At 70.5% G+C, this 12311-nt stretch carries 13 protein-coding genes; 10 read left to right on the top strand and 3 right to left on the bottom strand.

What is annotated here, in order from left to right:
• Nucleotides 1-52: 52 nt before the first annotated feature.
• From FHG71_RS06830 to cobU, 3 genes are all read right to left on the bottom strand, one after another.
• On the bottom strand, nucleotides 53-928 hold the full coding sequence (locus FHG71_RS06830; protein ID WP_139080884.1) for a glutathione S-transferase: 876 nt from the start codon (nucleotides 926-928) through the stop codon (nucleotides 53-55).
• Nucleotides 929-1008: 80 nt separating this feature from the next.
• Complete coding sequence (locus FHG71_RS06825; RefSeq protein WP_139080883.1) at nucleotides 1009-1578, bottom strand: histidine phosphatase family protein; 570 nt, start codon at nucleotides 1576-1578, stop codon at nucleotides 1009-1011.
• Nucleotides 1575-2099, bottom strand: coding sequence for a bifunctional adenosylcobinamide kinase/adenosylcobinamide-phosphate guanylyltransferase (gene cobU / locus FHG71_RS06820; RefSeq protein WP_139080882.1), 525 nt, complete (start codon nucleotides 2097-2099; stop codon nucleotides 1575-1577). The genes FHG71_RS06825 and cobU overlap by 4 nt, the downstream gene beginning before the upstream one ends.
• 144 nt (nucleotides 2100-2243) lie before the next feature.
• Between cobU and FHG71_RS06815 the strand changes: the two genes are divergently transcribed.
• The 10 genes from FHG71_RS06815 to FHG71_RS06770 all read left to right on the top strand — a co-directional run bounded on the left by FHG71_RS06815 (nucleotide 2244) and on the right by FHG71_RS06770 (nucleotide 12186).
• The gene (locus tag FHG71_RS06815; RefSeq protein ID WP_425467336.1) at nucleotides 2244-3077 is read left to right on the top strand and encodes an RNA polymerase factor sigma-32; all 834 of its coding nucleotides are present in this window, start codon (nucleotides 2244-2246) and stop codon (nucleotides 3075-3077) included.
• Nucleotides 3078-3165: 88 nt separating this feature from the next.
• Nucleotides 3166-4365, top strand: coding sequence for a bifunctional phosphopantothenoylcysteine decarboxylase/phosphopantothenate--cysteine ligase CoaBC (gene coaBC / locus FHG71_RS06810; RefSeq protein WP_139080880.1), 1200 nt, complete (start codon nucleotides 3166-3168; stop codon nucleotides 4363-4365).
• Nucleotides 4362-4829: a dUTP diphosphatase gene (gene dut, locus FHG71_RS06805; RefSeq protein ID WP_139080879.1), complete on the top strand. Its 468-nt coding sequence runs from the start codon at nucleotides 4362-4364 to the stop codon at nucleotides 4827-4829. Before coaBC ends, dut begins: the two co-directional genes overlap by 4 nt.
• Nucleotides 4826-5890 (top strand): HesA/MoeB/ThiF family protein, encoded by a 1065-nt coding sequence (locus FHG71_RS06800; RefSeq protein ID WP_139080878.1) that lies wholly within the window; start codon nucleotides 4826-4828, stop codon nucleotides 5888-5890. The genes dut and FHG71_RS06800 overlap by 4 nt, the downstream gene beginning before the upstream one ends.
• A 42-nt stretch (nucleotides 5891-5932) precedes the next feature.
• Complete coding sequence (locus tag FHG71_RS06795; RefSeq protein ID WP_218014046.1) at nucleotides 5933-6202, top strand: hypothetical protein; 270 nt, start codon at nucleotides 5933-5935, stop codon at nucleotides 6200-6202.
• Nucleotides 6203-6274: 72 nt separating this feature from the next.
• Nucleotides 6275-7060, top strand: coding sequence for a transporter substrate-binding domain-containing protein (locus FHG71_RS06790; RefSeq protein ID WP_139080877.1), 786 nt, complete (start codon nucleotides 6275-6277; stop codon nucleotides 7058-7060).
• Nucleotides 7061-7069: 9 nt separating this feature from the next.
• Nucleotides 7070-7858, top strand: a complete 789-nt coding sequence (locus FHG71_RS06785; RefSeq protein WP_246045367.1) for an amino acid ABC transporter permease — start codon at nucleotides 7070-7072, stop codon at nucleotides 7856-7858.
• Between the two features lie 57 nt (nucleotides 7859-7915).
• Nucleotides 7916-9937 carry a M3 family metallopeptidase gene (locus FHG71_RS06780; RefSeq protein WP_139080876.1) on the top strand — a complete coding sequence of 674 codons (2022 nt, stop codon included), beginning with the start codon at nucleotides 7916-7918 and terminating at the stop codon, nucleotides 9935-9937.
• Nucleotides 9938-10429: 492 nt separating this feature from the next.
• Nucleotides 10430-11047: a VPLPA-CTERM sorting domain-containing protein gene (locus FHG71_RS06775; RefSeq protein WP_139080875.1), complete on the top strand. Its 618-nt coding sequence runs from the start codon at nucleotides 10430-10432 to the stop codon at nucleotides 11045-11047.
• 125 nt (nucleotides 11048-11172) lie between these two features.
• Nucleotides 11173-12186 carry a zinc-dependent alcohol dehydrogenase family protein gene (locus tag FHG71_RS06770; protein WP_139080874.1) on the top strand — a complete coding sequence of 338 codons (1014 nt, stop codon included), beginning with the start codon at nucleotides 11173-11175 and terminating at the stop codon, nucleotides 12184-12186.
• Nucleotides 12187-12311: the final 125 nt, after the last annotated feature.

Here is a 12311-nt window from a genome sequence, read left to right as displayed (position 1 = left end):
CATCCGCTCCCCTGTTCCCGCGCCAGGATGGGCGCGAATGGTTAGCGAAGGGTTAACGGACGCCCCAGGCCGAGACGAAAGACCCCCAGGCCAGCGGGTCGGCCACGGTCTTGTCGCGGCAGAAGGCGTTGCAGAAGCCGAAGATGCGGCCCCCGGCCTCCAGAAGATGGGTGACCGGTCGGCCGGAGTAGAGGCAGGCCGCGTTCTCGGGTGTCCCCTCATGAATGGCGCGGGCAGGCAGGGGCTCGGGGCCCGGCCAGGGGCGGCGGGGCTGCTCGCGGGCGTAGACCGGCTGGTCGGGTCCGTCCACCAAAGCCATGGCGCGCCAGCGGCGGAACGAGGGATGCGCCAGATGCGCGGCGACATAGGCGCGGGCGGTGTCGGAGACCGGCAGGTCGTAGGTGGCGATCCGGCTTGCCACGGGCGCGAAGAAGGCGTCGGCCGCCGAGTAGGAACCGCAGAGCCAAGGCCCTTCGCCCCCAAGGGTCGCGCGCGCCCAGGACCAGATCTCCTCCAGGCGGTCGAGGTCGGCGCGAAGGCCTGAGGTCAGGGGCCAGTCCCGGTAGGCGGCACGCAGGTTCATCGGGCACTGGCCGCGCAGCTGCAAGAAGCCCGCGTGCATCTCGGCCGCGAGCGAGCGGGCGACGGCGCGGGCGCGTGGGTCCTGGGGCCAGAGCCCCGCCTCGGGGTGGCGCGAGGCCAGTTCCTCGGCGATGGCGAGGCTTTCCATCACCACCGTCCCGTCAGGAAGGCGCAGCGCCGGCACGGTGCGGGCGGGGGCGAAGTCGCGCAGCACGTTCGCGAGGTCGTCGCTGTAGAGGCGTGCCGAGTGGGTCCGCACCGCTAGCCCGAAGGCGTCGAGAAGAAGCCAGCCGCGCAAGGACCAACTCGAATAGGCTCGGTCCCCGATGGCAAGGTCATAGGTCATGACGGCCTCCCCTCTCTTGGTCGTGCCAAGGTTAGAGAAGCGTAAGCCGAGGGAAAAGCGACGTTTGCCGGGGTCGCCCATCACGGGCGGTGATCGACGGCCTCCACGCGCCAGCCCGACTCGTCCCGAGTCAGGACGGTCAGAGACAGGGGCTCGATCCGCTGGGCGAATACCTCCAGGGCCGAGATCCCGCGTGCGCGCTGGAGCGTCGCCAGGATGGGGCCGAAATGACAGACCACGATCAACTCGGGATGCGCCGCCTGCAGCCGGTCGAGCGCCGACCCGATGCGCCGGCGCAGCGCGTTCCAACTCTCGCCGCCGGGCGGGGCGTGGTCGCCAGGCTCGGCCCAGAGCGCGCGGGCCAAGACCGGCGCCTCGGCCTCCACCTCCAGGTGGGTCCGCATCTCCCAGGCGCCGAAATGCATCTCACGCAGGGCGGGGTCATGGGGCAGGCGCGGGCGGTCCTCGGCCAAGGCATCGGCCGTCGTCACCGCACGTCGCAGGTCGGAGGAGACGACCGGGACCCAGGGCAGGGCGAGCGACAGCCGGTTGAGCCGCGCCACATCCGACAGGTCGGCCGGCAGGTCGGTCCAGCCGCACATCCCCTTGGCTCCCGTCGGGCCATGCCGCACGAGCCAGAGCCGCCTCACGGCAGCACCCCCTTGAGTACCAGCGGCAGCCCGGCCGCCACGAAGACAACAAGGTCGGCCTGTGTCGCGAGCCGCTGGTTGAGCCGTCCCTGCGCATCGCGGAATCGCCGGCCCAAGGCCGTCTCTGGCACGAGGCCCAAGCCCAGCTCGTTCGAGACCACGACGACGGGCGCCGGGCAAGCCCCCAACGCCGCCAGCAGCCGCTCCTCCTCGGTCGGCAGGTCGGCCTCGGCCAGCATCGTGTTCGTCAGCCACAATGTGGCGCAGTCGAGAAGCGCTGTTTCTGTCGGCAAGATTCCGCCGAGTGTGCTGGCCACATCGCGTGGCGCTTCTATCGTTCGCCAGAGGGGTCCGCGCATCTCGCGGTGTCGGGCGATTTTCGCTTGCATTTCAGCATCCCAGGCCTGGGCCGTGGCGATGTAGGCCTTGGGCCGTCCGGCGCGGCCGACCAGTTGCTCGGCCCAGAATGACTTTCCGGAGGCGGCGCCTCCTAGGACCAAAGTGAGCTTTGGCAAGTTCACGGTGGGAACTTCTCTCCGTCTGGACACGTTTTCGCCACGTATGGGCAATGGGCGACGGGGAACAGCCCCGAGGGCCAAGAATAAGGGACCCGAGGCAATATGGCATTGGACGGCTACGCGGACCAGCACCTGTCGCGCACGGCGATGAAGGCGGAGCTCCTCGACGCGGACACGGAGCTGCGGCTCGCCTACGCCTGGCGCGACCACCGCGACGAGAGGGCGCTGCACCGTCTCATCACGGCCTACATGCGGCTGGCGATCTCGATGGCGGGCAAGTTCCGCCGCTACGGCGCGCCGATGAACGACCTCATTCAGGAGGCCAGCCTCGGCCTCATGAAGGCCGCGGACAAGTTCGACCCCGACCGGGGGGTGCGTTTCTCGACCTATGCGGTGTGGTGGATCAAGGCGTCGATCCAGGATTACGTGATGCGCAATTGGTCGATGGTGCGGACGGGCTCGACCTCGTCGCAGAAGTCGCTCTTCTTCAACATGCGCCGCGTGCAGGCCCGCATCGAGCGCGAGGCCCAGGCCGAGGGCCTCACCCTCGCCCCCCACGAGGTGCGCGCCATGATCGCCAAGGAGGTGGGCGTGCCGCTCGCCGACGTGGAGATGATGGAAGGGCGGCTTTCGGGCTCGGACTATTCGCTGAACGCCACGCAGTCGGCCGAGGAGGAAGGCCGCGAATGGATCGAGGCTCTGGAGGATGACGGCCCGCAGGCTGCCGAGCGGGTCGAGGTGAACCACGACACCGACACGCTGCGCCAGTGGCTCCTGACCGCGCTGTCGGCGCTCAACGACCGCGAGCGCTTCATCGTTCGCGAGCGCAAGCTGCGCGACGAGCCACGGACGCTCGAATCGCTCGGCGATGAATTGGGCCTGTCCAAGGAAAGGGTGCGCCAGCTCGAGGCCGCGGCCTTCGGCAAGATGCGCCGATGCCTGGAGACCCAGTCGCGCGAGGTGCTGCACTTCTTCAACTGACGGTCTTGGGGATTCACGGGCAGGGGCCGGGCCTTCGGGCCTCGGCCCCTCCGTTGACTCTGCCTGCCGTCCCGCCAAATGTCCGCCCATGCTCGCGGGACGCCATATCCTTCTCGTCATCGGCGGCGGCATCGCCGCCTACAAGGCGCTGGACCTCATCCGGCGGCTCAAGGAGCGCGGCGTCCAGGTGACGCCGGTGCTGACCGGCTCGGGAGCGGAGTTCGTGACGCCTCTTTCCGTCTCCGCGCTGGCGGGGGAAGAGGTCCATCGGACGCTTTTCGACCTCACGGCCGAGGCGAAGATGGGTCACATCGAGCTGAGTCGGGCGGCGGATCTGGTCGTGGTGGCACCGGCCACGGCCGACCTGATCGCCCGAGCGGCGAACGGCTTCGCACCCGACCTTGCCGCGACGCTGCTCCTGGCCACCGACAAGCGGGTCCTGCTGGCTCCGGCGATGAACGTCCGCATGTGGGAACATCCTGCGGTGAGGCGCAACGTCGAGATGCTGCGGCGCGACGGCGTCCTGTTCGTCGGGCCGAACGAAGGGCCGATGGCCTGCGGCGAGTTCGGCTACGGCCGCATGGCCGAGCCGCTGGAGATCGTCGCGGCGATCGAAGCCGCACTCGCGCCCGCGTCGCGGGCCTTGGCGGGGCGGCACATACTGGTGACGTCGGGCCCCACGCAGGAGCCCATCGACCCGGTGCGCTACATCGCCAACCGCTCGTCGGGGGCGCAGGGCACGGCCATCGGCGCGGCGTTGGCGGCGCAGGGCGCCCGCGTGACGTTCGTGACCGGGCCGGCAAGCGTCCCGCCCCCGGCCGGCGTCGAGGTGATCCGCGTGGAGACCGCCGCCGAGATGCTGGACGCCGTGCGGGCCGCGCTGCCGGCCGATGCCGCCATCATGGCTGCCGCCGTCGCCGACTGGCGGGTGGCTGCGGCTTCGGACCAGAAGCTCAAGAAGGGAGAGGACGGTCCGCCGACCCTGACCTTCGTGCAGAACCCGGACATCCTGGCCGCCGTCGCGGGACTGAGCCTGGGGCGTCCGCGCCTGGTGATAGGCTTCGCGGCCGAGACGGAGAACGTCCTGGAGCACGCGCGGGCCAAGCGGCGGCGCAAGGGCTGCGACTGGATCTTGGCCAATGATGTATCGCCGGCGACCGGGATCATGGGAGGCGCCGAGAACGCCGTGACGCTCATCACCGCGGACGGCGAGGAGAGCTGGGAGCGGATGGGCAAGGACGCGGTGGCGGCGAGGCTCGCCGATCGCATCGCGCGGGCGCTGGCATGACGCCCGTGGTGCAGGTGGCCTGGGCCGAGTGCGCGGACCGGAACTTGCCGTTGCCCGCCTACAAGACGGACGGCGCGGCCGGGGCCGATCTCTGCGCTCATCTGCCGGTCGAGACGCGCGACGGCGGGCTCGGCCTTGCGCCCGGGGTGGTGGTCGCGGTGTCCACCGGTCTTCGGATCGCCATCCCCGAAGGGTTCGAGGGGCAGGTGCGCGCCCGGTCGAGCCTCGGGCGGCGCGGAGTCCTGCTGCCCAATGCACCCGGCACCATCGACGCCGACTACCGGGGCGAGGTGATGGTGCTGCTGCTCAACGCCGGGTCCGGGCCGGTGACGATCGGTCACGGCGAACGGATCGCGCAATTGGTGGTGGCGCCGGTCGCACAGGCAAAGTTCATGCTGGCCGATGCGCTGGACGACACGGCGCGCGGGGCTGGCGGCTTCGGCTCGACGGGGCGCGGTCCGTGATCGTTGTCGGAGCCATGATGGCGGCCATCTGGGGGATGGGTTGGGCTATGGGCGCGCCTCGGCAGGCGCGGCTCCTGATGCTCGGCCTCCTCCTCACGGCCGTCGTGGCCCTGCACGTGGTCCTGCCCGACGGACATCCGCTGCGCGAGGCTACGGGGCGAGAGCCTGCCTTCTGGGTGCTGCTCGTCGTGCTGGTGGCGCTGGCCTGGGGCTATACGCAACTTCTCGGCCGGGTCCGGGCCGAGGCGACGCGCCGCCAGACCCCCGCCGCGCCGCCGCCCGCCCCGCCCGGCACCTTCTCCGAGGCGGAACTCGGCCGCTACGCCCGGCACATCACCCTGCGCGAGATCGGCGGGCCGGGGCAGCGGGCGCTGCGGGACGCGCGCGTTCTGGTCGTGGGCGCCGGGGGCTTGGGGAGCCCGGCGCTCCTCTATCTAGGCGCGGCCGGGATTGGGCATCTGGGCGTCATCGACGGCGACGACGTGGAGGCCTCCAATCTCCAGCGGCAGGTGATCCACGGCGAGGCCGACCTCGGCCGTCCCAAGGCGCAGTCGGCCGGCGACGCGGTGGCCTCGCTCAATCCGCATATCTCCGTGCGGACCTATTCGCGCCGCCTCACCCCCGACATCATCGACGAACTGCTGACGGGCTACGACCTTATCCTCGACGGCTCTGACAACTGGCCGACGCGCGACCTCTTGAACCGGGCGACGGTGCGGGCCGGCAAGCCGCTGATCGCCGCCGCGCTGACCCAGTGGGAGGGGCAGATCAGCCTCTACGACCCCGAGCTGGGCGGACCCTGCTACGCCTGCCTGTTCCCCGAGGCGCCCGCGCCCGGCCTCTCGCCCTCTTGCGCCGAGGCGGGCGTGGCGGGGCCGCTGCCGGGCGTAATGGGGAGCCTCATGGCGCTGGAGGCGGTCAAGCACCTCGCGCGCGCGGGTGAGACGCTGCGGGGGCGAATGCTCCTTTTCGACGGGCTGCACGCCGAGGCGCGGGTCGTGACGCTGGAGGCGCGGGCCGATTGCCCGGTCTGCGGCGGCAAGGGCGCCGGACGGGGCTGATGCCCCCTTGAAGGGGCGGGGGCGGCCTCTAGCTCCCCCGCCATGGCACAAGCACCCGACACCCGTTCCTCGCTCGGCGCCTCGCTCATGGCGTCCGGCGCCGAGGCCCGCCACCGCGAGCTGGCGACCGAGCACATGCTGTTCTGGACGCTGATCTACGTCGAGAAGCAGTTCCCCGGGCTTTTCGAGCACCTTGAGGGCAGCATCGAGCATCTGGGCGACCACGCCGACGACGACACCAAGGACGACGAGGCCGTGCGCGAGGTCGCCCGGCGCTTCGTCCAGGGCCTGCGGCGCAGCGCCGGCGGCTGAGCCGGCCCGCCTTGCAATGACGGGGCCGCGGGGCCAATCTCCGGCGGAACGCACCGCACAGGGAGCCGCCCCATGACCGTCCGCCACCTCGCCCTTGCCGCGCTCGCTCTCGCGGCGGCTCCGGCTTTCGCGCAGGACCTCCCCGACCTGGGCGGGCGCGAGATCACCGTCGTCACCGAGAACGCTTATCCGCCGCTCCAGTTCATCGACGCCGAAGGCGATGCGGTCGGGTGGGAGTACGATGCCATGGCCGAGATCGCCGAGCGGCTGAACGCCACGGTGGTCTACGAGAACATCTCGTGGGACGCCATGATCCCTGCTGTCTCCGAAGGGCAGTACGACATCGGCATGACCGGGATCACCATCCGCGACGACCGCAAGGAGGTCGTGGACTTCTCCGCGCCCTACATGACCAGCCAGATGGTCATGCTGGTGCGCGGCGACGAGGAGCGCTTCACCGACGCTGCCTCCTTCGCCGCCGATCCCGAGCTTCTGGCGGCGGCCCAGCCCGGCACCACGCCCTTCTACGTCACCGTCTACGAGGTGCTGGACGGGAACGAGGCCAATGAGCGCATCATCAAGTTCGAGACCTTCGGCGCGGGGCTCGAGGCGCTGCGGACGGGCGACGTGGACATGGTCCTGTCCGACTCCACGGGCGCCAACGGCTATGTCGCGGCCTCGGACGGCGGCCTCAAGATCATTGGCGAGCCCATGGGGACCGAGGACTTCGGCTTCATCTTCCCGAAGGGTTCCGATCTCGTGGAGCCCATCAATGCCGCCATCGAAGCGATGCGCGCGGACGGCACGCTCGACGCGCTGAACCAGAAGTGGTTCGTCGACTACGCCATGGGGCAGTAAGCCCCCGCGTTGACGCCCCCTTCGCCCGAGAAGGACTTTCCCTGGTGGCTCGTCGTCGTCCTGGCGACGGGCCTTTGGATGTTCTGGGAAGTGCTCTCCTCCGAGGTCTACAGCGGCGTGCTGGAGAAGCTCGCGCAGGGGATCTGGGTCACGGTCATGGTCGCCGTGACCGCCTATGTCGCAGCCTGCCTGATCGGCCTGGGGCTCGCGCTCATGGGGCTGTCGCGGAGCCTGGTCCTGCGGCAGGTCGCGCGCCTCTACGTCGAGGTGATGCGGGGCGTGCCGATCATCGTGCTCCTGCTCTACGTGGCCTTCGTGCTGGCCCCGGCGCTCGTGGACGTCTGGAACTTCGTGCGGGGGCTCCTGGGACTCGACCCGGTGCGGCCGCGGGACTTCTCGCTCCTGTGGCGGGCGGTGATCGCGCTGACGCTGGCCTATTCGGCCTTCCTCGCGGAGATCTTCCGGGCGGGGCTCCTGTCGGTGGACCGGGGCCAGGTGGAGGCGGCGGCCTCGCTGGGGCTCGGGCGCTGGCACCGATTCCGGCTGATCGTCTTCCCGCAGGCCTTCCGCACCATCTTCCCGGCGCTGGGCAACGACTTCGTGGCGATGGTCAAGGACTCCTCGCTCGTCTCCGTTCTCGGCGTCACGGATGTCACGCAACTGGGCAAGGTCACGGCGGCGGGAAACTTCCGCTACTTCGAGACCTACAACGTCGTGGCGCTCATCTACCTGACGATGACCATCGGGCTGTCGTTGCTGCTGCGGCGGCTGGAGGTGCGATTGCGGGCGCGGGGGTAGGGTGGCGTCCATCGCGACGGGTGCATAGCTTGGGCGGGACACCTGCGGAGCATCGCCATGAACGCCCTTCTGTCCGACTGGACCACGCCCTTCGGCCTGCCGCCCTTTGACGCGATCCGCGACGAGGACTGGGGCCCCGCCGTCGACGTCGCGCTGGAGGAAGCCCGCGCGGGCATCGCGGCCATCGCCGGGGACCCGGAGGCGCCGACCTTCGCCAACACCATCGCCGCGCTGGAACGGGCCGACGAGCGGCTGGGCCGGGTGCTCGGCGCCTTCCACGCGGTCGCGGGGGCGGCCAGCAACGACGCCCGGCAGGCGTTGGAGCGGGACTTCGCACCCAAGCTCTCGGCCTACTCGTCCGAGATCACGGCGAATACGGCGCTCTTCGCGCGGATCGACGACCTGTGGGAGCGGCGCGACTCGCTCGGGCTGTCCCGCGAGGAGATGCGCGTCCTCTATCTCACCCATCGCGGCTTCGTCCGCAGCGGGGCGCGGCTGGAGGGGGAGGCGGTCCAGCGGATGAAGGACGTGAAGGCCCGGCTCGCGGTGCTGGGCACCCAGTTCACCCAGAACGTTCTCGCGGACGAGCGGGAGTGGTTCATGCCCCTGTCCGAGGCCGACGCCGAGGGGCTGCCGGACTTCGTGCTTCAGGCGGCCCGCGCGGCGGGCGAGTCCAAGGGGCAGGGCGGGCCGGTGGTGACGCTGTCGCGCAGCCTGATCGTGCCCTTTCTCCAGTTCTCGCCCCGCCGGGACCTGCGGCGGAAGGCCTACGAGGCCTGGGTGGCGCGGGGCGCGAATGGCGGGGCTACCGACAACCGCGCCATCGCGGCCGAGATGCTGGCTTTGCGCGAGGAGCGGGCGCGGCTCCTGGGCTTTGGCAGCTTCGCGGACTGGAAGCTGGAGACCGAGATGGCGCGCGAGCCCGCCCGAGTGAAGGACCTGCTGATGCAGGTCTGGACGCCCGCGCGGGCGGCGGCGGAGCGGGACGCCGCCGTGCTGGAAGGGATGCTGCGCGCGGACGGGCATCCGGGGCCGCTGGAGCCCTGGGACTGGCGCTACTACAGCGAGAAGCGGCGCGCGGCCGAGCACGACCTCGACGAGGCGGCGCTGAAGCCCTTCTTCCAGCTCGACCGGATGATCGAGGCGAGCTTCGCCGTGGCCTCCCGCCTGTTCCGGCTGGAGTTCCGCGAGATCGAGGACGCCCCGCGCTACCACCCGGACGTGCGGGTCTGGGAGGTCACGCGCGACGGGCGGCACATGGCGACCTTCGTGGGCGACTTCTTCGCGCGGGACGGCAAACGCTCGGGCGCCTGGTGCGGGGCGATGCGGTCGCAGAGCCGGCTGGACGGCGAGGTGCGACCGATCGTGACCAACGTCTGCAACTTCGCCAAGAGCGAGGCGGGGCCGAGCCTGCTGTCCTGGGACGACGCGCGGACGCTGTTCCACGAGTTCGGGCACGCGCTGCACCAGATGCTGTCGGACGTGACCTTCGAGTCGATCTCGGGCACTCGCGTGGCGCGCGACTTCGTGGAGCTGCCCTCGCAGCTCTACGAGCATTGGCTCGAGGTCCCGGAAGTCCTTGAGGACTTCGCGACGCATGCGGAGACGGGCGAGCCGATGCCGCGCGACCTGCGCGAGCGCCTGCTTGCGGCGGCCACGTACGACATGGGGTTCCAGACCGTGGAATACGTGGCGAGCGCGCTGGTGGACATGGCCTTCCACGACGGGCCCGCGCCCGCCGACCCGATGCAGCGGCAGGCCGAGGTGCTGGAATCCCTCGGCATGCCGCGCGCGATCCGGATGCGGCATGCGACGCCGCACTTCGCCCATGTCTTCTCGGGCGACGGCTACTCGGCGGGCTACTACAGCTACATGTGGTCCGAGGTCATGGACGCCGACGCCTTCGCGGCCTTCGTCGAGAAGGGCGATCCCTTCGACGCGGAGCTGGCCGCGAGCCTGGAGCGTAACATCCTGTCGGCGGGCGGGTCGGAGGAGGCGGATGCGCTCTACACCCGGTTCCGGGGCCGGATGCCGGGGGTCGAGGCGCTGCTCAAGGGGCGCGGGCTGGTTGCGGCCTGAGGGGCCGAGGGTTCCGTAGAGCGCGAGACAGGTGTCGAGGACGTCGTCCATGGCGACCCGCGCCGTGGCCTCCTCCGCATCGCCGCGGGTGGGGGAGGCCACGACCTCGGCCAGCCGCAGGAGCGCCCGCTCGGCCAGCGGCACGGCGTCGGGACGGCCGGGCAGGTAGGTCACGAGCCGGTCGCGCAGGCTCCAGAGCCGCGCGATGCGGGTGGAATGCGTGCGGGGCAGCGTCAGCGCGAGCGCGGGGTCCATGCGGGGCCTCCTGTCAGGGACATGAGGGGAGCGTCGCAGGGCGAGGTTAACGAAACCTTGGAGCACCGAACGGTGGGGGCCCGGTTCGCGCAACACCTCCGGCGCGGGTTGCGACCTGATTGTAAACAGTGTGTTAAGAAGTGAACGCTTGCGCCGTCGGGGGAGCGGGGACGAGGTTTGTGGGCAAGGGCAGCCCACTGTGCGGAGCCCTGTATTGTGTTTGCATAGGGTGACGTGATGAAGAAGCTTTTGGCTGCAGCGGCGGTCTGCCTGACTTGTGCTTCGGGCGCGAACGCGGCGGTGCTGACGTTTGAGGATGTTCCGGGCGGGAGCGTTCAGAATACCTTCGACGACATGCCGACCTATCTGGGATTCAGCTTCAATTCCACGCTGGACTGGATCGATCTGGTCGCTACGCCCAATTGGTGGAATTACGGAGCCAAGAGCGGCGACTTCGCAATCCTCAACAACATCGGTGGTCAGGGTGTCATCACGGCGGCCGATGGCAGCGACTTCACCTTTGGCGGGCTTTGGGCCAAGGCTTGGAGCACCGTGCCCGAATCGGGTGGGGAGCCTTCTCTGTTCGGTCAACTCACCGGCCTGCTCGATGGCGTTCAGGTCTGGAGCGTCGAGACAGCCCTGAACGGCAGCTACCAAGCCTTCGGCGCGCAGGACGGTGCGATCGACCAACTGGTTCTTGGCTTCGGCAATCACTTCCTGGTCGATGACATCTACCTGAACGAATCCATGGGCGACGTTGCGCCCGTGCCGGTGCCGGCCTCGCTGCCGCTGCTCGCGGGCGGGCTGGCCGGTCTGGGCCTGATGGCGCGGCGCCGGGCCAAGCGCGTGGCCTGAGCGACACCTGTCCGACCTGATCCTCGTGCGGCGGCTCTTGGGCCGCCGTCCGCCGTTCTGGCGGCGCGGCTTGCGCTCGGGGCCGCCGGGCGCGAACCTCGGGCGCGGACAAGGGAGGGCGCGGGATGAAGGTGTTGCGGCTGAGGGCACCGGGCGGGCTCGATGCGCTGGAGATGGTCGAGGCGGAGGACCCCGGCGCGCCGGGGCCGGGCGAGATCCGGGTGAGGCTGCGGGGCAGCTCGCTCAATTTCCATGACCTGGGCGTGGTATCTGGCGGGCGCCCGGGCCTGCGCGACGGGCTGATCCCGCTGTCGGACGGGGCCGGGGAGGTCGAGGCGGTGGGCGAGGGCGTGACCGAGTTCGCGCCGGGCGACACGGTCGTGTCCTGCTTCTTCCCCGACTGGGCGGACGGGACGACCGGTATGGTGGACCATTTCGACCGCGTGCCGGGCGACGGGATCGATGGCTACGCGCGCGAGGCCGTGGTCACGCCCGCGGGCTGGTTCACGCGGGCACCGCAGGGCTGGAGCGCGGTCGAGGCCGCGACCATCACCACGGCGGGGCTGACCGCCTGGCGGGCTCTGGTGGTGGACGGCGGGCTGAAGGCCGGGGACACGGTGCTGGCGCTGGGGACGGGGGGCGTGTCGATCTGGGCGCTCCAGATCGCGCGGGCGATGGGCGCCCGGGTGATCGTCACCTCCTCGTCCGACGCGAAGCTGGAGCGGGCGCGGGAGCTGGGGGCCGCGCACGGGATCAACTACCGCGCCGTGCCCGAGTGGGCGGGCCGGGTGCTGGAGATGACGGAAGGACGCGGCGCGGACCACGTGATCGAGGTGGGCGGCGCGGGGACGCTGCCGCAGTCGATCGAGGCCTGCCGCGTGGGCGGTCACATCGCGCTGATCGGAGTGCTGGCCGGGCGTGGGGGCGAGGTGCCCACGGGGCTCCTCATGCGGCGGCAGCAGCGGCTGCAGGGGCTGATCGTGGGAAGCCGGGCGATGCAGGGGGACTTCGTGCGTGCGCTGGACACGCTGGCGCTGCGGCCCGTGGTGGATCGGGTCTTCCCGCTGGAGGAGGCGGCCGCGGCCTTCGCCCACGAGCGGGACGGCGCGCATTTCGGCAAGATCGGGCTGGCGATCTGAGAAAGAAAAAAAGGCGGCAGCCCAGGGAGGAGGAGGGCGCCGCCTTATGGTTCATGCCGTCATCAGGGAGGAGAGACGGCCTAACCTGTCAGTTTACGGCTCACCGGGAGGAGGATGGCTTGCCG

It is taken from the genome of Rubellimicrobium roseum (assembly GCF_006152145.1).
Lineage (GTDB): Bacteria > Pseudomonadota > Alphaproteobacteria > Rhodobacterales > Rhodobacteraceae > Rubellimicrobium > Rubellimicrobium roseum.
This window is presented reverse-complemented; position numbering and strand designations above follow the sequence as displayed.

Excerpts from the sequence above, each read along its gene's own strand:
- FHG71_RS06780 (WP_139080876.1), top strand. The coding sequence starts at position 7,916 with ATGAACGCCCTTCTGTCCGACTGGACCACGCCCTTCGGCCTGCCGCCC.
- coaBC (WP_139080880.1), top strand. The coding sequence starts at position 3,166 with ATGCTCGCGGGACGCCATATCCTTCTCGTCATCGGCGGCGGCATCGCC.
- FHG71_RS06775 (WP_139080875.1), top strand. The coding sequence starts at position 10,430 with ATGAAGAAGCTTTTGGCTGCAGCGGCGGTCTGCCTGACTTGTGCTTCG.
- FHG71_RS06770 (WP_139080874.1), top strand. The coding sequence starts at position 11,173 with ATGAAGGTGTTGCGGCTGAGGGCACCGGGCGGGCTCGATGCGCTGGAG.
- dut (WP_139080879.1), top strand. The coding sequence starts at position 4,362 with ATGACGCCCGTGGTGCAGGTGGCCTGGGCCGAGTGCGCGGACCGGAAC.
- FHG71_RS06795 (WP_218014046.1), top strand. The coding sequence starts at position 5,933 with ATGGCACAAGCACCCGACACCCGTTCCTCGCTCGGCGCCTCGCTCATG.
- FHG71_RS06830 (WP_139080884.1), bottom strand. The coding sequence starts at position 928 with ATGACCTATGACCTTGCCATCGGGGACCGAGCCTATTCGAGTTGGTCC.
- FHG71_RS06815 (WP_425467336.1), top strand. The coding sequence starts at position 2,244 with ATGAAGGCGGAGCTCCTCGACGCGGACACGGAGCTGCGGCTCGCCTAC.
- FHG71_RS06790 (WP_139080877.1), top strand. The coding sequence starts at position 6,275 with ATGACCGTCCGCCACCTCGCCCTTGCCGCGCTCGCTCTCGCGGCGGCT.